This window comes from Sphingomonas sp. (genome assembly GCF_048595155.1).
GTDB lineage: Bacteria > Pseudomonadota > Alphaproteobacteria > Sphingomonadales > Sphingomonadaceae > Sphingomonas_I.
Genome location: NZ_JBMDXN010000046.1, coordinates 1 through 19,509 on the forward strand (window position 1 = coordinate 1; position 19,509 = coordinate 19,509).

Annotated in this window: 27 protein-coding genes; 16 read left to right on the top strand and 11 right to left on the bottom strand. The window is 65.0% G+C overall.

The window, feature by feature from the left end; genetic code table 11:
* Positions 1-566 (bottom strand): pyridoxal-phosphate dependent enzyme (locus ACOJSI_RS07120; protein ID WP_420137570.1); only part of this gene is annotated, 566 nt, incomplete at its 3' end.
* A complete protein-coding gene (locus ACOJSI_RS07125; RefSeq protein WP_420137571.1) occupies positions 563-1,195 on the bottom strand; it encodes a phosphoribosylanthranilate isomerase in 633 nt (210 codons plus the stop codon). The genes ACOJSI_RS07120 and ACOJSI_RS07125, both read right to left, overlap by 4 nt.
* Positions 1,196-1,299: 104 nt before the next feature.
* Between ACOJSI_RS07125 and ACOJSI_RS07130 the strand changes: the two genes are divergently transcribed.
* From ACOJSI_RS07130 to ACOJSI_RS07155, 6 genes are read left to right on the top strand one after another with little or no spacing between them, the layout of a single operon-like run.
* The gene (locus ACOJSI_RS07130; RefSeq protein ID WP_420137596.1) at positions 1,300-1,857 is read left to right on the top strand and encodes a CvpA family protein; all 558 of its coding nucleotides are present in this window, start codon (positions 1,300-1,302) and stop codon (positions 1,855-1,857) included.
* On the top strand, positions 1,854-2,291 hold the full coding sequence (locus tag ACOJSI_RS07135) for an iron-sulfur cluster assembly scaffold protein (protein ID WP_420137572.1): 438 nt from the start codon (positions 1,854-1,856) through the stop codon (positions 2,289-2,291). Before ACOJSI_RS07130 ends, ACOJSI_RS07135 begins: the two co-directional genes overlap by 4 nt.
* Complete coding sequence (locus ACOJSI_RS07140) at positions 2,288-4,066, top strand: cation:proton antiporter (RefSeq protein WP_420137573.1); 1,779 nt, start codon at positions 2,288-2,290, stop codon at positions 4,064-4,066. The genes ACOJSI_RS07135 and ACOJSI_RS07140 overlap by 4 nt, the downstream gene beginning before the upstream one ends.
* Positions 4,063-4,413 (top strand): DUF423 domain-containing protein, encoded by a 351-nt coding sequence (locus ACOJSI_RS07145; RefSeq protein ID WP_420137574.1) that lies wholly within the window; start codon positions 4,063-4,065, stop codon positions 4,411-4,413. The genes ACOJSI_RS07140 and ACOJSI_RS07145 overlap by 4 nt, the downstream gene beginning before the upstream one ends.
* 2 nt (positions 4,414-4,415) lie before the next feature.
* On the top strand, positions 4,416-4,808 hold the full coding sequence (locus tag ACOJSI_RS07150; protein WP_420137575.1) for a plastocyanin/azurin family copper-binding protein: 393 nt from the start codon (positions 4,416-4,418) through the stop codon (positions 4,806-4,808).
* Between the two features lie 28 nt (positions 4,809-4,836).
* Positions 4,837-5,718 (top strand): hypothetical protein, encoded by an 882-nt coding sequence (locus tag ACOJSI_RS07155; protein WP_420137576.1) that lies wholly within the window; start codon positions 4,837-4,839, stop codon positions 5,716-5,718.
* Between the two features lie 13 nt (positions 5,719-5,731).
* Here the strand turns inward: ACOJSI_RS07155 and aroB are convergent, their stop codons facing one another.
* Together aroB and ACOJSI_RS07165 are read right to left on the bottom strand one after the other, a co-directional pair.
* A complete protein-coding gene (gene aroB, locus ACOJSI_RS07160) occupies positions 5,732-6,832 on the bottom strand; it encodes a 3-dehydroquinate synthase (protein ID WP_420137577.1) in 1,101 nt (366 codons plus the stop codon).
* Positions 6,829-7,371 carry a shikimate kinase gene (locus ACOJSI_RS07165; protein ID WP_420137578.1) on the bottom strand — a complete coding sequence of 181 codons (543 nt, stop codon included), beginning with the start codon at positions 7,369-7,371 and terminating at the stop codon, positions 6,829-6,831. Before ACOJSI_RS07165 ends, aroB begins: the two co-directional genes overlap by 4 nt.
* Positions 7,372-7,443: 72 nt before the next feature.
* Here ACOJSI_RS07165 and ACOJSI_RS07170 point away from each other — a divergent pair, with 72 nt between their 5' ends.
* Genes ACOJSI_RS07170 through ACOJSI_RS07190 form a run of 5 tightly spaced genes read left to right on the top strand, consistent with a single transcriptional unit; the run spans position 7,444 to position 11,674 of the window.
* A complete protein-coding gene (locus ACOJSI_RS07170; protein WP_420137579.1) occupies positions 7,444-7,578 on the top strand; it encodes a hypothetical protein in 135 nt (44 codons plus the stop codon).
* Positions 7,562-9,370 carry a hypothetical protein gene (locus ACOJSI_RS07175; RefSeq protein WP_420137580.1) on the top strand — a complete coding sequence of 603 codons (1,809 nt, stop codon included), beginning with the start codon at positions 7,562-7,564 and terminating at the stop codon, positions 9,368-9,370. Before ACOJSI_RS07170 ends, ACOJSI_RS07175 begins: the two co-directional genes overlap by 17 nt.
* A complete protein-coding gene (locus tag ACOJSI_RS07180) occupies positions 9,367-10,305 on the top strand; it encodes a tyrosine recombinase (protein ID WP_420137581.1) in 939 nt (312 codons plus the stop codon). Before ACOJSI_RS07175 ends, ACOJSI_RS07180 begins: the two co-directional genes overlap by 4 nt.
* A 9-nt stretch (positions 10,306-10,314) precedes the next feature.
* Entirely contained in the window at positions 10,315-11,262 is a 948-nt protein-coding gene (locus ACOJSI_RS07185; RefSeq protein WP_420137582.1) for an acetyl-CoA carboxylase carboxyltransferase subunit alpha, read from the top strand.
* A 7-nt stretch (positions 11,263-11,269) separates the two neighbouring features.
* A complete protein-coding gene (locus ACOJSI_RS07190; RefSeq protein WP_420137583.1) occupies positions 11,270-11,674 on the top strand; it encodes a (deoxy)nucleoside triphosphate pyrophosphohydrolase in 405 nt (134 codons plus the stop codon).
* Here the strand turns inward: ACOJSI_RS07190 and ACOJSI_RS07195 are convergent.
* Complete coding sequence (locus ACOJSI_RS07195; RefSeq protein ID WP_420137584.1) at positions 11,666-12,520, bottom strand: methyltransferase domain-containing protein; 855 nt, start codon at positions 12,518-12,520, stop codon at positions 11,666-11,668. The genes ACOJSI_RS07190 and ACOJSI_RS07195 overlap by 9 nt on opposite strands.
* Before the next feature lie 84 nt (positions 12,521-12,604).
* On the opposite strand from ACOJSI_RS07195, the gene ACOJSI_RS07200 reads away from it, so the two are divergent.
* From ACOJSI_RS07200 to ACOJSI_RS07215, 4 genes are read left to right on the top strand one after another with little or no spacing between them, the layout of a single operon-like run.
* Complete coding sequence (locus ACOJSI_RS07200) at positions 12,605-13,327, top strand: double zinc ribbon domain-containing protein (protein ID WP_420137585.1); 723 nt, start codon at positions 12,605-12,607, stop codon at positions 13,325-13,327.
* A gap of 42 nt (positions 13,328-13,369) precedes the next feature.
* On the top strand, positions 13,370-13,627 hold the full coding sequence (grxC, locus tag ACOJSI_RS07205) for a glutaredoxin 3 (protein ID WP_420137586.1): 258 nt from the start codon (positions 13,370-13,372) through the stop codon (positions 13,625-13,627).
* Positions 13,627-14,457: a carbon-nitrogen hydrolase family protein gene (locus ACOJSI_RS07210; protein WP_420137587.1), complete on the top strand. Its 831-nt coding sequence runs from the start codon at positions 13,627-13,629 to the stop codon at positions 14,455-14,457. The genes grxC and ACOJSI_RS07210 overlap by 1 nt, the downstream gene beginning before the upstream one ends.
* Complete coding sequence (locus ACOJSI_RS07215; RefSeq protein WP_420137588.1) at positions 14,454-14,903, top strand: DUF1178 family protein; 450 nt, start codon at positions 14,454-14,456, stop codon at positions 14,901-14,903. The genes ACOJSI_RS07210 and ACOJSI_RS07215 overlap by 4 nt, the downstream gene beginning before the upstream one ends.
* Before the next feature lie 151 nt (positions 14,904-15,054).
* Here the strand turns inward: ACOJSI_RS07215 and ACOJSI_RS07220 are convergent, their stop codons facing one another.
* From ACOJSI_RS07220 to ACOJSI_RS07245, 6 genes are all read right to left on the bottom strand, one after another.
* Positions 15,055-16,191, bottom strand: coding sequence for a tyrosine-type recombinase/integrase (locus ACOJSI_RS07220; protein ID WP_420137589.1), 1,137 nt, complete (start codon positions 16,189-16,191; stop codon positions 15,055-15,057).
* A 132-nt stretch (positions 16,192-16,323) separates the two neighbouring features.
* The gene (locus ACOJSI_RS07225; RefSeq protein ID WP_420137590.1) at positions 16,324-16,707 is read right to left on the bottom strand and encodes a thermonuclease family protein; all 384 of its coding nucleotides are present in this window, start codon (positions 16,705-16,707) and stop codon (positions 16,324-16,326) included.
* The gene (locus ACOJSI_RS07230; RefSeq protein WP_420137591.1) at positions 16,704-17,351 is read right to left on the bottom strand and encodes a hypothetical protein; all 648 of its coding nucleotides are present in this window, start codon (positions 17,349-17,351) and stop codon (positions 16,704-16,706) included. Before ACOJSI_RS07230 ends, ACOJSI_RS07225 begins: the two co-directional genes overlap by 4 nt.
* On the bottom strand, positions 17,348-17,935 hold the full coding sequence (locus ACOJSI_RS07235) for a hypothetical protein (protein ID WP_420137592.1): 588 nt from the start codon (positions 17,933-17,935) through the stop codon (positions 17,348-17,350). Before ACOJSI_RS07235 ends, ACOJSI_RS07230 begins: the two co-directional genes overlap by 4 nt.
* A 25-nt stretch (positions 17,936-17,960) precedes the next feature.
* Positions 17,961-18,227, bottom strand: a complete 267-nt coding sequence (locus ACOJSI_RS07240; RefSeq protein ID WP_420137593.1) for a hypothetical protein — start codon at positions 18,225-18,227, stop codon at positions 17,961-17,963.
* Positions 18,224-19,276: a DUF5131 family protein gene (locus tag ACOJSI_RS07245; RefSeq protein ID WP_420137594.1), complete on the bottom strand. Its 1,053-nt coding sequence runs from the start codon at positions 19,274-19,276 to the stop codon at positions 18,224-18,226. Before ACOJSI_RS07245 ends, ACOJSI_RS07240 begins: the two co-directional genes overlap by 4 nt.
* A gap of 32 nt (positions 19,277-19,308) precedes the next feature.
* Between ACOJSI_RS07245 and ACOJSI_RS07250 the strand changes: the two genes are divergently transcribed.
* Positions 19,309-19,509 (top strand): hypothetical protein (locus ACOJSI_RS07250; protein WP_420137595.1); only part of this gene is annotated, 201 nt, incomplete at its 3' end.

The window sequence follows — 19,509 nt, forward strand, 5'->3', positions numbered from 1 at the left end:
GCCTCGTTCATCGAGTCCTTGAGCGTCTGTGCCCCGCTGGTAACCGGCACGACCTCAGCGCCCAGCAGTTTCATGCGGAAGACGTTCGGCTGCTGCCGTTCGACGTCTTTAGCGCCCATGTAGATGACGCAGGGCAGGCCGAAACGGGCGGCAACCGTCGCTGTCGCCACGCCATGCTGCCCGGCACCGGTCTCAGCGATGATGCGGGTCCGCCCCATGCGGCGCGCCAGCAGGATCTGGCCGATGCAGTTGTTGATCTGGTGCGCGCCGGTGTGGTTCAGGTCCTCGCGCTTGAAGTAGATCTTCGGACCCTTGCCTGCGGGTGCCAAGTCCCGGAAATGCGCGGTGATGCGCGGCGCCGGGTAGAGCGGGCTGGGTCGACCGACGAAATCGCGCAGCAGGTCGTCGAATTCGGCCTGGAATGCCGGGTCCTGCTTGGCAGCGCGATATTCGCGCTCAAGGTCGAGGATGAGAGGCATCAGCGTCTCAGCGACGTAGCGGCCGCCGAAATCGCCAAAATGGCCCGACGGATCGGGCTGCTGACGGAGAGAATTTGCGATGGTCATAGTCGGGCTGCCGCTTGCAGGAAGGCTGTGATCTTGTCCACATTCTTGACGCCGGGCGCGCTTTCCACCCCTGACGACACATCGACAAGGCGTGCTCCGGTGGAACGCGCCGCTTCCGCGACATTCGCCGCGTCCAGACCGCCCGAAAGTGCCCAGGGCAACGGATGCGAGAAGCCCTGCAGCAAGGTCCAGTCGAAGCGCAGGCCCATCCCACCGGGAAGCGTGCCGGCGGGCGTACGTGCATCATAGACAATGCGATCCGCCACCCCGCGATAGTTGTCGGCGACGTCCAGATCCTGACGCGTGCGCACCGGCACAGCCTTCCACAGTTCGACTTGGTGGCGCCGCAGCTCCGCCAGTCGCGCGGGGCTCTCCCTGCCATGGAGCTGGAGCGCCGTCACTCCCGCGGCCAGCACGCGTGCGATCAGCATGTCATCCGGATCGACCATAACGGCCGCCTTGCCGATGTGGGGCGGCGTACGCTGGATGAGGGACGCAGCTTGTTCGGTCGTCAGATCCCGCGGGCTTTTGGGGTAGAATACGAAGCCCAGCCAGGCTGCGCCGCCGGCCACGGCCGCATCGACGGTTTGAGGATCGGACAAGCCGCATATCTTGGTCTGAAGCTGCATGATGGCCGGCGAGGTGGGGAAAGCGTGGCGCAAGCGCAAGCACGAATGACTTGCGACTTGAAGCCCTTGTGATTGGATAGGGCGGTTGCCATAGCGAGTCCATGCTGACCGCAATGGACATCGTCGTCCTGCTCCTGATTGGCGGTGGGGCGATCCTGGGGGTGATACGCGGCTTCGTGACCGAGGTCCTTTCGCTGTTCGCCTGGGGCGCGGCCATCTTCGCGTTGAAATTGCTGCATGGCCCGGTCTCGGCCCTGATGGTTCACGTCGTCCACAATCCCAGCGGGGCAGCGGTCCTGGCGTTCGTCCTGGTGTTCGGCGTCGTCTTCTTCGGCGGCAAGATGGTGGCGGCATCGCTTGGGCGGCGTACGCGTACCTCGGTCCTCGGCCCGTTCGATCGTGCCTTGGGGCTGGGCTTCGGTGCGCTGAAGGGCTTGTTGATCGCCACCGTGCTGTTTCTGGGCGTCAATCTCGTTTACGATACCGTCTATGGCGGCCGATCGGAGCGTCCCGGTTTCATCCGCACGTCACGCACCTATCCGCTCCTGAACGCGAGCGGGCGGGCCGTCGTCGATTGGGTGCAACATCGTCGCGAGCGCGCGGCCGATCCCGCGACTCCCGAGCCCAGTAACGCCCAAACGAACAGCGGGGGCGCGGCATGAGCGAGACGCTGTACAATAGCGAGATCTTGCGGCTGGCCACATCGATCCCGCACCAGCAACGTTTAACAGGCGCGCAAGGCACCTCCGAACGGCGCTCGCCTATCTGCGGCAGTCGGATCACAGTGGACGTGGTTTTGAGCGCCGACGGCAGGATCGTGGACCTGGGGCAGGAAGTGCGCGCCTGCGCGTTGGGCCAGGCCTCCGCCTCGCTCATGGGCGCGCATGCGGTCGGGCGTAGCCTTGACGAATTACGAGGGGCGCGGGATGCGCTGACGGCGTATCTGGCGGGTCAATCGGAGGATCCGGGGAACTGGCCGGGATTGCAGATTTTCGGGCCGGCGCGCGCGCATAGTGCGCGGCATGCCTCGATCCGCCTCGCGTTCGAGGCGGTGACGGAAGCAGCGGAACGCGCAAGCTCGGTGGAGGCGGCATGAGCGAGACGCTCGTCACCGATGGCGTCATCATGTTGGGCGTCGCGCTCGCATTCGTGCTGCTGTTCCGAAAGCTCGGGCTCGGTGCCACGCTGGGTTATATCGTCGCGGGCGCGCTGATCGGCCCGCATGCGCTGCGATTGGTCGACGGCGCCGAAACGAAGCTGAGTATCGCAGATCTGGGCATCACATTGCTGCTCTTTCTCGTGGGGCTGGAACTCAATCTGACCCGGCTGTGGCGACTACGCCGCGATATCTTCGGCTTCGGTCTGGCCCAAGTGGCGCTGTGCGGCGCCGGTCTGGCTGTGGTGATCTACTTCATCGGCTTCACCTGGCAGGCGGCGCTGGCGCTGGGGCTGCCTCTGGCCCTGTCGTCCACCGCACAGGTGCTGCCGATGCTGCGTTCGGCGGGGCGCCTCAATACCTCCTTCGGGGAGCGTGCTTTCTCCGTCCTGCTGTTCCAGGATCTCTCGATCGTTCCGCTGATCACCATTATCGCCAGCCTCTCGCGTGCGCCTGCCGATCCTGCTGCGCCTCCAGGATGGTTGCTCGGACTCTATACGGTCGGCGCGGTCGTGGGCCTGGTTCTGGCGGGGCGTTACCTGCTCAATCCCCTCTTTCGCCTGATCGGCGGCATGGGAGAGCGGGAGCTGTTCATCGCGGCCGGGCTGTTCACCGTAATGGCGGCCTCGGCGGTGATGGAATTGCTTCACATCTCGACCGCCCTCGGCGCCTTCATTGCCGGCGTGATGCTGGCGGACTCGCCGTATCGCCACGAATTGGAAGCCGACATCGAACCGTTTCGAACGGTTCTGTTAGGCTTGTTCTTCCTGGCCATCGGCATGAATCTCGATCTGCACGCGATCGTGGCACGGCCCATGTTCGTGATCGGCATGGCCTTGTCTGTCGTGGTGGTGAAGGCGGCACTGATCTTTCTGGTCGCGTTGGTCTTTGGCGTGGAACGGCGCTCCGCCTTCGCGCTCGGCCTGCTGCTCAGTCAGGGCGGCGAATTCGGCTTCGTTCTGTTCGGCCAGGCCGCTGCGGGCCTGTTGATCCGCCCGGACGTCGCCAGCCTGTTCAGCGCGATCGTCACCCTGTCGATGGTTACCACGCCGTTCCTGATGATGGTCGCGACCCGGTTCAATCGTCCCAAGGGCGCCGCCAAGCGCGACGATCTGGATGGCCCGGAACATGCGGAGCACGCCGCCGCGATCGTCGTCGGCTATGGGCGGTTCGGGCAGACGGTCGCGCAGATGCTGATGGGCGCCGGCATTTCGGTCACGATCATCGACAGCGATGCCGAGATGATCGACATCGCCGCGCGCTTCGGGCTGAAGGTCTATTATGGCGACGGTACCCGGCTGGAGCTCCTCCAGCAGGCGGGTGCGGATGAGGCGCGAACCATCGTCTTTGCCATGGATAAGGACCAGCTCGACCGGGAGGAGCTGGAGATTGCGTTGAAAACCTTCCGTCAGGCGGCAATTTTCGTCCGTGCCTATGATCGCCGTGCCTTGATCAGCTACCGCGGGCTGGACACCGCTGCCGTAATCCGGGAAGTGTTTGAAAGTGCTATCCTGATGGGACGTAAGACCTTGCAGACGCTGGGCATTCACGATGACGTCATCGTCAGGATCGAGCAGGCGTACCGCGCGCGTGACAGCGAAAGACTGAGGGTGCAGGCGGAAAGCGGCCTCTTCTCACAGGAAGCCCGTACCTTGTTCTCGCCCAGCAAATTGCTGCTGCTGGAAGATGAGATGCTGCTGGACGACAAAAAATGAAGGCCGGCACTCTGGTGCGTCTGGCGGCGGTGTCGGGTGCGGTGGCGATCATGGCGGGGGCGTTCGGGGCGCATGACGCGACCGGCAAGCCTGCGGAATGGTTGCGCACGGGGGGTGAATATCAACTCCTCCATGCCGTCGCGACGATCGTTGCGGTTCAGCTTGGCACAAGGTGGCCGGCGGCATTGCTGCTGGCCGGATCGGCGCTGTTCGCAGGGACGCTCTATGCCATGGCGCTGGGCGGTCCGCATTGGCTTGGCGCTATAACCCCCGTTGGGGGACTGGCCATGATCGCCGGCTGGCTGTTGCTGGCCTGGCGGACGGCGGTCCCCGATAAGGAGATATGAAGATGAAATATGCGATCACCCTGGTGCTTGCCGGCTTGGCGGTGTCGACGGCGGCACCCGCGCAGAATTGGAAGGCGGCCAAGCGGATCGATATCGACCTCCGCGACTTCAAATATACCCCTAACCGTATCGTCCTTCGCCATGGCCAGCCTTATATTCTCCACTTCGTGAATCGCGCGCGCGGCGGGCATGACTTCACGGCGAAATCCTTCTTCTCGGCGGCCCAGATCAGCCCCGGGGATCGGGCAAAGGCCTATCGTGGGAAGGTGCAATTGCGCGGCGGCGAAAGCGCGGACATCCGCTTGATCGCACCCGCGGTCGCCAATTACGACGTTCATTGTTCGCACTTCATGCACGATACCTTCGGTATGACGGGCGTGATCGCCGTGCAGTGATAGCGCCGTTTCTTAGCGCTGCTTGCGGATGAGCAACCCGCTGAGCACGCTTGCGATGCGGCTTCACCAAGCTGTGATGGAGCCCGCGCTGGTGATGATGCGGCGCGCATCGCGCCTGCGCGCCTTTGGCATGAACGATGACGAGCGCGCTGAGACGCTCGTTGCCTGGCATCGTCCGCGGGACTGCCGCGCGCCATGCCCCCTGCATCCTACCAAGGTGCCGAAGTTGCTGCGGCGCTATGCCGCACCGTCTTACCCGTTGGGCGATCGCGCTGCACGCACGCGATTGACGCCTATGGCGATCGAACTGGATCAGCTGCACGATGTCGTAGGCTTCGAAAGGATGCTGAAGGCGCGATCCTCGCGTACCTTATCCAAGATCCGCAGGGCGCAACGTATGGGCTATAGCGCGCGCCAGTTCATGCTGGCGCAGCATGTCCACGACCTGCACGCGATCAAGACGTCGATGGCGTTTCGGGCGGCGGGGCCGGTCATCGATCGGTGGTTGTTGAAGCCGCATCACATCTGCCGCCCGGCATCGGTGCCGCTGGCCGTTGCTGCGCCGTGCTGCCCGGTGCACTGGACGATCTGGTGGGGCGTATTCGCGCCGGAGCCAGGCCACCGACAGGGCGGCGTCGAGACGGCCGAGCGGTTGGTCGCCTATGTGAAGCTGATGCGCGTAGGCGATGTGATCCATTACACGGAGATCATGGGGCATCGCGAGCGTCTGGCCGATGGCGTGATGCTGCTGCTTCACCATCAGATCGTCCGCTGGCTGATCGATGCGCCGGAGCCCGCCGCGAAAGGCGCGCGCATATTGCTCTACGGTGCGGCCGAACATGGCGGGGCAGGCCTGCTGACATGGAAGAAACGGGCCGGGTTCCGGCCCGTCAAACTACGTCTGGCGTAACGCTAGCCAAGTGTCACCGGTCGCGTTCGTCATCCAGAAAACGCTCGACCTTTTGCAGATCCACATCCTTAGCCAGGAAGGTCTGGCCGACGCCGTGTGCGAGCAGGAAGGGCAGGCGACCGCCAGCCATCTTCTTGTCGTGCGCCATATGCCCGACCAGGGTTGCGCCATCCGTATCGACATGCGCCTGCTTCAGCGTGGTTGGCAGGCCGACCGCTGCAAGATGCTGGGTCACGCGCGCCGCATCCTGCCCTGAACACAAGCCGGAGGCCGCCGAAAAACGGAACGCCAACGCCATGCCGCAGGCCACACCTTCGCCGTGCAGGAGCAGATCCGAAAATCCGGTTTCCGCCTCAAGCGCGTGGCCAAACGTATGGCCAAGGTTAAGGAGGGCGCGGGTGCCGGTCGTCTCGCGTTCGTCTGCGGCGACAACGCGCGCTTTTGCGGCGACGCTATGGGCGATGGCGTGGCTGCGTGCCTGCGCATCTCCTGCCAGCAGCTTGGGGGCATTGGCTTCGCACCAACTGAAGAATTCTAAATCGTCGATCAGGCCATATTTGACGACCTCGGCATAGCCCGCCCGCACCTCGCGCGGGGCAAGCGTGTCGAGCGTGGTCGGATCAATGAGGACCAGATCGGGCTGATGAAAGGCGCCCACCAGATTCTTGCCGGCCCGGGTATTGATGGCGGTCTTGCCCCCGACCGATGAGTCCACTTGGGCGAGCAAGGTTGTCGGAACCTGGATGAAACCGCAGCCACGCTTGAGGATCGACGCGGCGAAGCCAACCAGATCCCCAATAACGCCGCCGCCCAACGCGATGACGCGATCACTGCGTTCGACCCCCTCGTCCAAGAGGCGATCGGTAAGCTGTTCCAACACCCGCCAGCTTTTGGTCGCTTCGCCTGCGGGCAAAATGATCGGCACGACATGGACATCGGCCAAGCCGGCGGTCAGGCGGGGGAGCTGCGTGGAGGCGACATGTTCGTCGGTCACGACAATCAGCCGGCCACGGCGGGCAAACGGCGCCAGATGCGCCTTGGCATCGTCCAGCAATCCGGATGCGATCAGAACGGGATAGCTGCGTTCGCCGAGACCAACGTCCACCCTCATCATTGGCCAAGTGCTTTCAGAATGGCATCGACAGTCGCCTCATGCGGCGACGGGCGGCTGCGAATGTGGATCGGTGCGAGCGCATAGATCGGGTTGCGCACCTTGGCGAGCGCCGCCAGCTTTTCACGTGCATCGCCGCCTTTGAGCAACGGACGTGTCCCCGCGCGGCGAGCAACCCGTTCCGCCAATACCCGTACGTCGGCGTCGAGCCAGATCGCCGTTGCGCGTTCCAGAATGAGGGAGCGCGTATGATCGTCCATGAAGGCGCCGCCGCCGGTGGCAATAACCTTGGGCGTGCCGTCGATCAGGCGGGCAATCACGCGGCGCTCTCCGTCGCGGAATTCCGCTTCCCCATAACGTTCGAACATCTCCGCAATGGTGAGGCCCGCGGCCTCTTCGATTTCGTGATCCGAATCGACGAACGACAGATGCAGCCGGCTTGCCAAACGGCGTCCGACCGTCGATTTGCCAGCCCCCATCAAACCGATCAGCACGATCGGGCGATCGATCATGTTCGGCTGGGGATTGGCGGCTGGCGACATGCCGGGGCTATACACAGGCGCCCTGGGTCGGGCAAAAGCGCGGCCGCGAATGATTTCTTGAAGGATGCAAACTTGCCGCGCCCGATCCTTATTCTGCTGATCCTCCTGCTCGTCGTCATCGGCGCCATGTTCGCCTTGTCCGCGCTAGACCGTCCGGTGCCGCTTACGCATGTCGAACAGCCGGTGACGAATGAATCGACGCACTAAGAGGCTTTTCGCGGCGCTGGCGGGCACGGCCGCCCTGGCCGTTGCCCTTCCTGCATTGGGGCAGGACGCGCCGCAATCCATCCTTCCTCCGGGCTTCGGCAATGCTCCGCCGCGGCCCGCAGCGCCGGCGCCCGGCGCGCCCGCCCCAGGCCCCGCGGCCGGGGCTCCTCTGCCGCCCGTCTCGCCCAATGCGGACGAGGCGGTTGCTGTCTCGACGCCCTCCCTGCTGCCCGCCGACATCGGCGATCTGGCGGACGCGGAGGTCAAGACGCCCGATGAGATACCGGATGGATCGCGACGTCCGCTGGAGCGTGTCGGCACGGAGGCCATCTACGGAGAGGATGCCTTCGGCGACGCCGATGGTCGCTATGTCGTCACCTTGATGCGCCGTATGCAGGCGCCGATCGCCTCGCGCTGGGCGGAGATCATGCTGCGGCGGGTGTTGCTGGGCGTAACTCCGGCGCCGCCCGGCGAAGGCAAGGCGGATTGGGTCGCGGATCGCGCGGCATTGTTGCTGCGCATGGGCGAGGCCGATAGCGCGCGCATGCTGGTGCAGGGCGTGGATGTGGACCGGTTCAGCCCGCGGCTGCGGCGTGTCGCCATCGCTACGGCGCTCGCGACCTCCGATCCACAGGGATTGTGTCCTTTGCCTGACGGCAATGAGGAAGTTGGGGGACAACCGGCCTGGCCGATGATCCGCGCGATGTGCGCCACGATGGCGGGCGACCAGGCGACCGCCAATGCGACGATCGGCCGAGCCCCTCCAAACGATCCGATCGATCATGCGCTGGCAGAAAAGCTGATCGCGGCCGGCGGTGGCGGCCGACGGCAGATCCAGCTGGATTGGGCTGCCGTGGATTCACTCACGGATTGGCGCTTCGGCCTTGCGACGGCGCTGGGCGTGACGATACCGCAGAACCTGCTCGATTCCGCACCCATTTCTTTTCAGGCGTGGCTGGCGCGCTCGCCTTATCTGACAGCGGCGGATCGGGTGGCCCCGGCGCGGGTCGCTGCGGCCCTGGGCGTCCTGTCCAATGCGGATCTGGTGGATCTCTACGGCCGGGTCATGGACGAGGCCGGGGATCAAGACACGAACAGCCCGTCCGGAAGATTGCGCGCCGCCTATCGCGGCGACGACGATGATGCCCGCGTTGCTGCCATGCACGCCCTGTGGGATGCGGCCAATACCGGCGAGGGAAATGAGCGGGATCGCTATGCCGCGTCGATCCTGACCGCGCGTGCGGCCCAGACGATCGTGCCTTCGACCGATCTGAAGGATGATGTCGCGCCGCTGATTGCATCGCTGTTTTCGGCCGGGTTCGATGTCCAGGCCGAACGCTGGGCAAATGTCGTCAATGCGGCGACCGGGGCGGATGGCGAACGCGCCTGGTCGATGCTGGCAGTCGGCGCGAGCAGGCCGGTCATGGAGGTCGATGCCAGCCGCGTTCGCAAGTTCATCGAGCGTGCGGGCACGTCGGGAGCGCAGCGAAGTGCCTTGCTGATCTCGGCACTTGCCGGCCTGGGGCGTCTTCCCGATGCGGATGCGGCCAAGCTCGCCGCGCGCGTCGGCGTCACGCTCGGGCAGCCGAGCGCCTATGGCAGCGCGTTGCGGCGCGCCGTTTCCGGCGGACAACGCGGTACTGTGGCGCTGCTTGTGGCCACTGGCATGCAGGCGCCGAGCTGGAGCGGCGTGCCCGCGGCTGACTTTTATCAGATGATCAGTGCGCTGCGGGCGGTTGGCCTGGAGAACGAGGCGCGCATGATCTCCGCCGAGGCGATGGCGCGGTTGTGACCCTGGTCGCATCCCGTGGCGGCGATGCCGGGCTGATCGATCGCTTCCTCGAGATGATGGCAGCGGAAGCGGGTGCGGCCAAGAATACACTGGCCGCTTATCGGCGCGATTTGCATGGCGCATCGGAATTGCTGGATGGCCGCTTGGGATCCGCCACGGCCGAATCGCTCACGCAATTGGGCGAGCAATGGCTGCCGCTTGCCGCGAGCAGCGTCGCCCGGAAAGCATCGGCCCTGCGGCGGTTCTTTGCCTTTCTCGCGGAGGAAGGGCTGCGCGCCGACGATCCGTCGGATGCGTTGCCGCGCCCCGGGGCCGCACGCACCTTGCCGCGCATTCTCGATCACGCCGACGTGGACCGGCTCTTCGCGGAGATCGCCCGGCGTCTGGAGATCGATCGTTCGTCCGCAAATCTGCGTTTGTCCGCTCTCGTCGAGCTGCTTTACGGTTCGGGTCTGCGCGCCACCGAGCTCGTGTCTTTGCCGCGCAACCTCGTTCGCCAGGACCAGCCGTTCCTGATCCTGCGCGGCAAGGGGGGGCGCGAACGGCTCGTTCCCATTTCCGACCGGGCACGCGCGGCAGTGGCATCCTATGTGGCCACACTACCGCGCGAGGGGGCATGGCTGTTCCCCTCCGGCAAGGCGCATCTCAGCCGGGTTCGCCTGTTCCAGCTGCTGCGCGCCTTGGCGGCGGATGCGGGCATCAACCCCGAACGGATCAGTCCGCACGTCTTGCGCCACGCCTTTGCGACCCATCTGCTGGAAGGCGGCGCTGATCTGCGCGCGCTGCAGACGATGCTGGGCCATGCCGATATCGCCACCACGCAAATCTACACCCATGTCGATGGCCGCCGGTTGGTGGAACTGGTCAACCAAAGACACCCGCTGGCCGACGTCGCATCGCGGCCACGCGTTGACGCTGAGCGCGACCGCTCCTAACGGCGCGCCATGGCTGCATTCCTAGAATTCGAAAAACCTATCGCTGAGCTGGAGGCGCGCATCGTCGAGTTGCGCGAGACCGCCGACAATCATGATGGTGCGCTCGACATCGAGGCGGAGGTGGCAAAGCTCCAGACAAAATCGGAGCGGCTGCTGCGCGAAACCTACGCCAAGCTGACGCCGTGGCAGAAGACGCAAGTAGCGCGACATGCGGAACGACCGCATCTGAAGGATTATGTCGCCGGCTTCGTCGAGGATTTCATGCCGCTCGCCGGGGATCGTGCTTTTGGCGAAGACCAGGCGATCGTCGGGGGCTTTGGCCGGATCGGTGGGCGTCGCGTCATGGTCATCGGGCATGAGAAAGGCGACGATACCGCCAGCCGCATCAAGCATAATTTCGGCATGGCCAAGCCAGAAGGCTATCGCAAGGCCATCCGCCTGATGCGCCTTGCCGAGCGGTTCAAGCTACCGGTCGTGACCTTGGTCGACACGGCCGGCGCTTTCCCCGGTGTGCAGGCGGAAGAGCGCGGTCAGGCGGAAGCGATTGCCCGCTCGACCGAACAATGCCTGGCGCTGACCGTGCCGATCGTGGCGATCATCGTAGGGGAGGGCGGATCGGGCGGCGCCGTTGCCCTCGCTGCGGCTGATCGTGTGCTGATGTTCGAGCATGCCATCTATTCGGTGATCTCGCCCGAGGGCGCGTCTTCGATCCTGTGGCGCGGACCGGAAAAGGCGGCCGATGCTGCCGAGGCGATGAAAGTTACGGCCCAGGATCTCGAGAAGCTTGGCGTCATCGATCGTATCGTTCCCGAACCCGTCGGTGGTGCCCACCGCGATCGTGCCGCCGCGATCGCGGCGCTGGGCAGCGTGATCGAGGAAGAACTGGCGGAGCTGGAAGGGGTGAGCGGGGCGGCGCTGCTGGAAAAGCGGCGCGCCAAGTTCCTCGCGATCGGATAGGTCGAGAGTGAGCTTCCTAACGGTCGCAGCGGTGGCGTTGATCGACGCCGATGGGCGGCTGCTGGTTCAGCAGCGGCCGCCGGGCAAGCCGTTCGCCGGCTATTGGGAATTTCCGGGGGGCAAGGTCGAACAGGGGGAAACGCCGGAAGCGGCGCTGATCCGCGAGATCAAGGAGGAGCTGGGGATCGACGTCGAGGCGGCGTGCCTCGCCCCGGCAACCTTTGCCAGCGATCGCCAGCCGGGGGGCGATCGGCATATGGTGCTGCTTCTTTACGTATGTCGCAAATGGCGTGGCACCCCGCAATCGCTGGAGGGTGGTATCGTGAATTGGGTGCGGGTTCAGGATCTGTATGGACTACAGATGCCCGGGCCGGACCGGCCGCTGATCGGACTGCTCGAAGCGCTACTTTGACGTCGAACGCAGCGCGTCTTTAAGGGACGTCTTGCCCGAACCCCGACGTGCGGGCTGGGGCTGATCCGGGCCGGGAGACCAGCCGGTCATGAAAACGAGCTCGAACCGCTCTCGCACACGGCCGTCTTCTCCCGCCTGAGCGTTGAAGGCCTGGCTGAGGTGCATCAGCCGCTCGCGTGTTAAGGGTGGCCGGCTACCGTGAAGCACGTTGGTAGCGCCCATACCGCGCAGATCCGTCATCAGCCGGTAGGGATCGGCATAGCCGACGTCGAGCGGCTCGCTGTCGGCGACGGGCAGGGCAAAGCCCGCTCGAGTCAGCAGATCACCTGCGGCGCGGACGTCGATCAGCGGATGAACCCGTTGCGCCACCGCGCCCCCGGCGGCCTGATCGGCTGTCAGCAGAGCCTTCTTCAGCCGAGGCAGGCTGCCTGCGCCCACGAAGCCGGCCAAAAATAGACCGTCTGGCTTGAGCGCGCGGCGGCATTGAATGAGTGCGCCCGGTAAGTCGTTGACGCTGTCGAGCACGCCGGCGGAAACGATCAGGTCGAACTCCGTGGATGCGAAGGGTAAGCGATCCTCGTCGCATTGGACGCCGCCGGTGGAGAAGATGCGGCCGGTATCGGCGGTGACGACATGGATGCCGCGGTCCCGCAGCGCGCGTGCCAAGGAACCGTTGGCGGTACCGAGATCGAGGGCATTTTCGAACCGGCGCGTTACGAGGTCGAGCCGATCGAGCAGCCCCTCCACGATCGCATCCCGAAGGAAACTATAGTTGCCAAATTGGGCAGCGGCGCGGTCACGTCGTGTACGACGGAGTGTGCGGTCAAAGATTTCAGGTGGTTCCACGGCGGGGGGCTTGTGCCCGCTCGCAGCGCGACGGACAAGCGCTGCATGTCGCTTTTGGCCATGCTTCGTCCACTCCGCAGAACCATGAGGGCTGTTATTGGGTTCGCGCTGCCACCGCGCTGTCCAGGCTGTGGCAGCGTTGCGGCGGAAGACCATGTTTTCTGTCTGACGTGCTGGCAGGCGCTGGATTTCCTGGGCGGCTCGGCATGCGGGCAATGCGGCGAACCGATCGCGCTGGCCTATCATGAAGACGCGCGGTGCGGCACCTGTCTTGCCGATCCACCGCCCTTCGATCGGGCGCGGGCGGCCGTGGCTTATGGACCGATAGCACGGGCTCTGGCGCTGAAGCTGAAATATGGACGGCGACCGGGTATCGCGCGAACGATGGCGCGGCCGATGCGCCGCGTCGCCGGCGCCATGCTGGAGGGGGCGCTGGTCGCGCCGGTGCCGTTGCATCGGCGGCGTCTTTGGTCACGGGGCTATAATCAAGCGGCCCTGATCGCGCGGGCGCTGGTGCGCGAGGACACTGGGGAACTGGCACTCGACCTAATCGATCGCCCCAAGGCGACCCCGCCCTTGCGCGGCTTGGGCAGGCTTGCGCGGGAACGCACCGTCGCCGGCGCTTTCCGTCTCAATCCGCGATGGGCGCATGCGGTGAAAGGACGGCGGGTCGTGCTGGTCGACGACGTCTACACGACGGGATCGACGGTCAGGGGCTGTGCTCGAGTGCTCAAGCGTGCGGGCGCAAGCGAAGTGAACATCCTTTGTTGGGCTCGCGTGCTGCGGGATCAGGAGGAGGAGCGTTGACAGCGGGCAGGTGCAACCACAGATCGGTTTAGAGGAGCATCCATGCCCAAGATCGAAGTCTATACGAAGATGTTCTGTCCTTATTGCGTCCGCGCAAAGCGGTTGCTGGAGGCGAAGGGCGCTGCATTCGAGGAGATCGATATCACCATGGGTGGACCGCAGCGCGCGGAGATGATCCAGCGTGCCAATGGTCGCACGACCGTGCCCCAGATCTTCATTGGTGAAACCCACATCGGTGGATCCGATGATCTTGTTGCATTGGAGCGCAGCGGTAAACTCGATCCGTTGCTGGCGGATTGATGCGGGCAGCCATCTATCAGGCGAATACCGGTATCGATCCGCTTCTCGGCGCGCGTGCGCTGGTTGAGGCGGCGGAGCGAGCCGCCGGCGAGGGGGCGGATATGCTGTTCACCCCCGAAATGAGTGCCGTGCTGGATCGGGATCGGGCCCGCGCCGCCGGATCGATCGTCACAGAGGAGGAGGATGTGGCGCTGGCCGCTATGCGGGAGACGGCAGCCAAACATGGACTGTGGGTGCATCTGGGTTCGCTGGCGGTCCGCGATGGGGCAGGCGACGATCGCTATGTCAATCGAGCCTATGTGATCGACGATAGCGGCATGATCCGTGTCCGCTATGACAAGATGCATCTGTTCGACGTCGATCTGCCGGACGGGCAATCCATTCGGGAATCCGCTGCGTATCGAGCGGGCCAACGGGCGGTGGTGGTCGATACCCCGTGGGGTCGGCTGGGCCTCGCTATCTGCTATGATGTGCGTTTCCCGGATCTCTTCCGCGCTTTGAGCGATGCCGGCGCAACCCTGTTATCGGTTCCCGCTGCGTTCACCAGGCCCACGGGCGCGGCGCATTGGCATATCCTCTTGCGCGCGCGTGCCATAGAGGCGGCTGCCTATGTGATCGCGGCGGCCCAGACGGGCCGGCATGCCGATGGCCGGGAGACATATGGTCATTCGCTGGTGGTCGATCCCTGGGGGACGGTGCAACTGGACATGGAGGATGATGTCGGCGTGAAATTTGTCGAGTTGGACGGTGCAGCGGTGCTGGCGGCGCGCAGCCGGATACCGGTGCTGCAGCATCGTCGCCCCATCGGCGTCGTTGAGGTGGCGCGATGATCGTGTTCGATCTGGCTTGCGCGCAGGGGCATGTGTTCGAGGCCTGGTTCGGCTCGTCCGACGACTATGAAAACCAGCGTGTGCGCGGGCTTGTATCCTGCCCCCTCTGCGGTGCGGTAGAGGTCAGCAAAGCGGTCATGGCCCCCAATGTCTCGCCCAAGGGCAATGCCGCTACGTCGCCGGTTCCCGTGCAAAATGGTCCGGCACCGGCGGAGATGAAGGCGATGCTGACCGCACTGGCCAAGATGCAGGCGAAAGCGCTGGCCAATTCCGAGCATGTCGGCCAACGCTTTGCCGAGGAAGCCAGGGCCATCCATGATGGGGACGCGCCCGATCGCCAGATCCATGGCCAGGCAACCCGGGAGGAGGCCAAGGCGCTGATCGATGATGGGATCGCCGTGACACCTCTGCCGTTGCCGATCGCGCCGCCGGAAACGCAGCATTGACGGCAGGCGTTGACCGAATGCCTCGCCTCACTTAGGCCCGCGGCCGGCGCCCCGGTAGCTCAGCAGGACAGAGCAACGGTTTCCTAAACCCATTCGGTGCTTGGTCTCGGCGGATCCGCGAGCCCAAGAAAAGCGCCAATTATTCGCTTGATCAGCCGTCGGCTTTTCGCCGCTGTGCCCTTTTTTGTGCCACCCCGACGCGAGCCTGTGCCGCTTGCTCGGGCGTCAGGAAGTCCAGGTAGATCTCCGTCGTCTTGACGCTGCCGTGTCCGAGCTCGCGCTGCAGATCGTAGATGCCGCCGCGGCCTTCCCGTAGATATTCGACCGCGAACATGTGGCGCAGGTCGTGGAAGCGGAAGCGCCGGTACTCGACCCCTTGCTTGATTGCCCGCTTCTCCGCCCGCATCGTGTAATCCGCGAAGTTGGACGCGACGTTGTTGTACCGGGATGCGACCGGCCGGCCCGCCTCATCCTCGACCTGGTGCCAGAACACGAACGGACAACCGAGATAGCGCGGCTGGCGCTTGATGATCGCGATCGCCTCGGTGGACAGGGTGACGGTGCGGAGTCTGTTGCGCTTGCCGACGATGGTGGCGTGGCGCCCGGCCAGGTCGACCGAGGTGTGTTCCAGGCTCGCGATCTCTTCCTCACGCATGCCCGTCTCACGAGCGAGCAGCATCATGTCGCCGAACCGCGTCCGCTGACGGCCAATCGTCAGGGTGATGGCTTCTGGTGTCGGCAGCACGATCGGGTCGCGGCGTTCCTGCAGGCGCTTGCGGGGATAGTCGCTGGCGGCGTTCTCTTCGATCCAACCTTCGTCGATCGCGACATCCAGCACGCTTGCGATGGCGGTGAGGTCGCGGCGGATCGTGGCATTGGTGACGCGCTGCGCATGGCGGCCCTTCACCATCTCCCGCAATAGATCCTGGTCGATCTCGTGAACCTCAGCCTTGTCCAGCCAAGGCCGAACCTCGTTCAAGCTGGTCGCGTAGCGTTTGACCGTCTTGTCGCTCTTCGTGCGGTTGCGGATCTCCTGCTCCATGGCAACTGTCCACGCCAGCACCGCCTCCATCCAGCCGCGCGGGCCGGAGATGCCGAAATGCGCCTGATCCTCGACCTGCTGCTTGCGGGCCTTCAGCCGTTTTGTCGCAACCGAGCTAGAGCGTGTTCGTAGGCTTTCGCGATATTCGACGCCCCGGACCTTGAAACGCGCCCAGTAGACGCCGTTGCGGGTGTAGAGGTTCTTCGACACGGCTTGTTTTGCTTCCGGTTGACCCGCGACGCCCATGCGCGAAGGTCGGTGATAACGAACAGCCAGCGCCCGGCCGGCTTTGACGCGCCGGGAATCGAAGGTGCCAGATCTTGAAGGGTGCGCTTGGACAGCCCGGTGATCAAGTGGGCCTCCGCGATGCCGCAGCGCTCAGCGGAGACCATGATCTGCCTTCCGGGGCTGGCACTTCAGCAGCCGGCCCTCACGGTCGTATCGGGCCCACCGGATCGCATAGCCACCCTTGACCTGGGCGCAGGACAGATCCCGCCCCGCGACCGAGACCCAGCCGGTGATGCGATCGTACGAACGTCCGGTGGGGTCGACGCTGACTGTTTTCCCGAGCGCCAGCGCGCGCAGGCTATCCCGCGCCTCGGTCGCGGACCTGACCGCGCATTCGACATGACAGGAGCCGTCGAGCTCGTTGGCATCGATGCCCTGCAGCCGGATGCGCGTGCCGTCCGCCAAGCGCAGCGTGTCGCCGTCGTGAACGGATGCCACGACGCCCACGATCGCGAGGAAAGTTAAAACCATCATGCTGCCCATCCCATTGCTTTCGCGACCTCGGCCGCCAGATCTTCGGCACCGCAATCCCGCCCGCGGGCCCGCGAGATGATCCCCCGCATGAGGCGCCAGTAACGGGCGTTCAGCTCAGGCGTCGACCGGCCGATCTTCTTCTTCAGTCGGAACAGCCGATGATAGGCACGACGGAGCGCGGACCGGGGCGGGCAGGCGATGCGCCAATGCGTGCCGCACAGCCAGTCGTCGTTGCTGTACCAGCCTTGCCGGGCGGCGGTGGTGCGTTTGCACCCCTCGATCGCGCAGGGATTGCGCTTCGCATGCTTCTCACAGCGAACCGTCCCATCGGTGCAGCGCCAGGTCCGATCAAATTTATTGTATGCGCCACAGCAGGCGCAACCCGGCGCCGGCAGCGTCTCGAACTGATCGCGTAGGCCGTCCCAGCTCGGATCTAGAAGCGCGCGGTCGAGATGGCTTCGCATCCGATCAGGCGGGCAGTAGAGCCGCCAGCCGTCGAGCGGGTGATCCATCAGCCGGTATTCTCGGATGATCTCGCCGGTGTGGAAGCCGTGCGCGTCGGACGCCGCGTATTCCCAGATCATGAGATAGCGGCCGCTGGCGTGGCGGACGGTGCTGCCTTGCCCCTGGAACTTCGTGATCACGCCGCCCTCGCGAGCTGATCGATGTTGCCGCGCACGACGCGGAAGGTCAGAGCGACGATCTCTGGATTGTCCTGCCAGCGCTGGCCCGGATCACTGTGAAGGCTATCCCAGAGGATCGAGTAGCATTCGGCCGCGGTCGCCCCGTGCCGGGGCATTTGCGCGCCAGGCACGTACCAGACGTCGTAACCGTCGGCGCTATCCCATACGCATCCCTCCGCCTCCGCATCCGCTTCACTAATCGCCCGAAGCCGCTCGACGCGCACGTCTTCGACAGTAAGGGTGAGGCGCGACGTCCAGCGCGGCATGTGGATCGATGGGCGCGAGATGCGCGCCCGCTTCTCAACGGAGCGATCCGCCATCTTAAAGTAAGCGGCAAGGGCAGCATCGGGGATCTCGCCCGTGTTGGGGCCAGTCTGCCGGGTCGAGCCATCGGCCGCGAACGTGATCTCGCAATCGTGACCAGTGGACCAAAGGTAGATGCTCTCCCGCACGTAAAGCCGATCCCCGACTTTGCACCGCCGGAGCGGGGAGGTTGCTAGCCGGCGCGTCTGCGTCTTGCGTCCGTCGAGCAGGGCGCGCACCATCGGACCGCTGAAGATGATGGGGAGATCAGTCATGACAGACCTTCAGAATGGCAGGAGAGAGGGCTTCGCTAAGGCGGAGGCAGCGTTCGGACTTCGGGCTCTGGCGATCCTGCTGCAAGCAGGCGTCTTGCGCGGCGGACATCATCAGCAGTGGGCGGTGGATAAGCTGACAGAGCTGCTCAATGAACTGCAGAACAGTAATCCCAGCCCGAAGCAGCCGGAGGAACAGGCCGATATCGATCTGGTCAGGAAGGCGCTCAGCGTCGCGTTCTGATCCGGTGAGCAGGCTCATGCCGGCATTCCATCGTGCTGCACGCCGTCGAGCCGGCGGCCCGCGGCCTTCTTGCCCCACCGGATCATGTACGCTCGGCGTTCATCTGCGGCAGGCGGCCACTGCGTCGGGCCACCGTAGTATGAGCCGTTCGGGTCCATCCAGCCGCCCTCTACGCCGTGCTCGCCTTGGTACGGGCCGTACTCGCCCCATTGCTTGAACAGGTACGGGATGCGGTGCGCGGCGCAGAAGTCGCGCGCGGCGCGATGCCAGTCTGGATGCGACGGGCGGGCCCGCAAGCCGCTTTCCCCGCCGGAGATCATCCAGTCGAGAAATTCCCAACCGGCCCAATCGACCGGCCCAATCGCCGGCTCGTAGCTGACAAAGCGCACCACAGCCGGAATGCCGCTCGCATCCTCGCGCCGCTTGTCCGCCCACTCCTGGTTCTCGACCGATACTCCGATCCAGATCCCCGGCGGCGGCCGCGTGGCGTCGTAATCGTCCAGCGTCGCGCGCGCATCGTCGCTGCGCCGGTCCAGCGGGTCGACATGCTCCATGACGTGCATGCCCGCTTCGGCGTTTACCTGGTCCCAGAACTCGGCGCTGTTGAGCAGCTCGCGCGCCCGGTCAGGCCGTTTGGTGACGATCTGGATCGTGTGTCCGCGTAAGTGGTGCGCCGCGACGGCAACGGCATAGATGCTTGCGATCTCGTGCGCCGGCAGCGCCTCGTGGAAAACGTCGCTGGTCGAGTTGGCGAAGATCACCGCCGGCCTGCGCCACCTGAGCGGCAGGCCGATCCGTTCCCACTGCACTTCAACCCTGCCAGTCCATCGGCCGCCCGCGCTGGTGCGATTGGCGAAGCCGTGGAAGGCTTGTCCAGGATCCGAGAACCGACCGGCGATCGCCTCGGCATAACAGCCGCCATGGGGGCCGGGGCCGCCGCAGCCGGGCGAGACGCGCGTGCAACCGCGGATCGGATTCCAATCGCTTCGGCCGGTCCATTCAATCTTGCTGTCAGCCACGAGATGCCTCCAAAAGCAGGCGGGCGCGCTGGCCCGTGTGTCGGACACAGAGTGGACGGCCCTCGATCGAGCCGAGGGCAGTGGCGCCGCAGACTGCGCATTGGGTGACGCTGGTGCGGGCGCGCGCGGCCGGCGAGCGTCCAGCGACGTCCCGCAGCACGTCCAGCCAGATTGCCTTGCGCACCTCCAAGGGAGTCGGCTCAACCACGAGCTTTCCTCCCTTGATCACGGGCGGCGTTGAGCCGAGCCATGGCCGCATCGCTGCCGCCAGCGTCGGGGTG

What these genes read in the sequence shown, in the direction of transcription:
- ACOJSI_RS07125 (WP_420137571.1), bottom strand. Translation starts at nt 1,195, where the DNA reads ATGCAGCTTCAGACCAAGATATGCGGCTTGTCCGATCCTCAAACCGTC.
- ACOJSI_RS07135 (WP_420137572.1), top strand. Translation starts at nt 1,854, where the DNA reads ATGAGCGAGACGCTGTACAATAGCGAGATCTTGCGGCTGGCCACATCG.
- ACOJSI_RS07140 (WP_420137573.1), top strand. Translation starts at nt 2,288, where the DNA reads ATGAGCGAGACGCTCGTCACCGATGGCGTCATCATGTTGGGCGTCGCG.
- ACOJSI_RS07145 (WP_420137574.1), top strand. Translation starts at nt 4,063, where the DNA reads ATGAAGGCCGGCACTCTGGTGCGTCTGGCGGCGGTGTCGGGTGCGGTG.
- ACOJSI_RS07150 (WP_420137575.1), top strand. Translation starts at nt 4,416, where the DNA reads ATGAAATATGCGATCACCCTGGTGCTTGCCGGCTTGGCGGTGTCGACG.
- ACOJSI_RS07155 (WP_420137576.1), top strand. Translation starts at nt 4,837, where the DNA reads ATGAGCAACCCGCTGAGCACGCTTGCGATGCGGCTTCACCAAGCTGTG.
- aroB (WP_420137577.1), bottom strand. Translation starts at nt 6,832, where the DNA reads ATGATGAGGGTGGACGTTGGTCTCGGCGAACGCAGCTATCCCGTTCTG.
- ACOJSI_RS07165 (WP_420137578.1), bottom strand. Translation starts at nt 7,371, where the DNA reads ATGTCGCCAGCCGCCAATCCCCAGCCGAACATGATCGATCGCCCGATC.
- ACOJSI_RS07175 (WP_420137580.1), top strand. Translation starts at nt 7,562, where the DNA reads ATGAATCGACGCACTAAGAGGCTTTTCGCGGCGCTGGCGGGCACGGCC.
- ACOJSI_RS07185 (WP_420137582.1), top strand. Translation starts at nt 10,315, where the DNA reads ATGGCTGCATTCCTAGAATTCGAAAAACCTATCGCTGAGCTGGAGGCG.
- ACOJSI_RS07200 (WP_420137585.1), top strand. Translation starts at nt 12,605, where the DNA reads ATGAGGGCTGTTATTGGGTTCGCGCTGCCACCGCGCTGTCCAGGCTGT.
- grxC (WP_420137586.1), top strand. Translation starts at nt 13,370, where the DNA reads ATGCCCAAGATCGAAGTCTATACGAAGATGTTCTGTCCTTATTGCGTC.
- ACOJSI_RS07210 (WP_420137587.1), top strand. Translation starts at nt 13,627, where the DNA reads ATGCGGGCAGCCATCTATCAGGCGAATACCGGTATCGATCCGCTTCTC.
- ACOJSI_RS07215 (WP_420137588.1), top strand. Translation starts at nt 14,454, where the DNA reads ATGATCGTGTTCGATCTGGCTTGCGCGCAGGGGCATGTGTTCGAGGCC.
- ACOJSI_RS07220 (WP_420137589.1), bottom strand. Translation starts at nt 16,191, where the DNA reads ATGGGCGTCGCGGGTCAACCGGAAGCAAAACAAGCCGTGTCGAAGAAC.
- ACOJSI_RS07225 (WP_420137590.1), bottom strand. Translation starts at nt 16,707, where the DNA reads ATGATGGTTTTAACTTTCCTCGCGATCGTGGGCGTCGTGGCATCCGTT.
- ACOJSI_RS07235 (WP_420137592.1), bottom strand. Translation starts at nt 17,935, where the DNA reads ATGGTGCGCGCCCTGCTCGACGGACGCAAGACGCAGACGCGCCGGCTA.
- ACOJSI_RS07240 (WP_420137593.1), bottom strand. Translation starts at nt 18,227, where the DNA reads ATGAGCCTGCTCACCGGATCAGAACGCGACGCTGAGCGCCTTCCTGAC.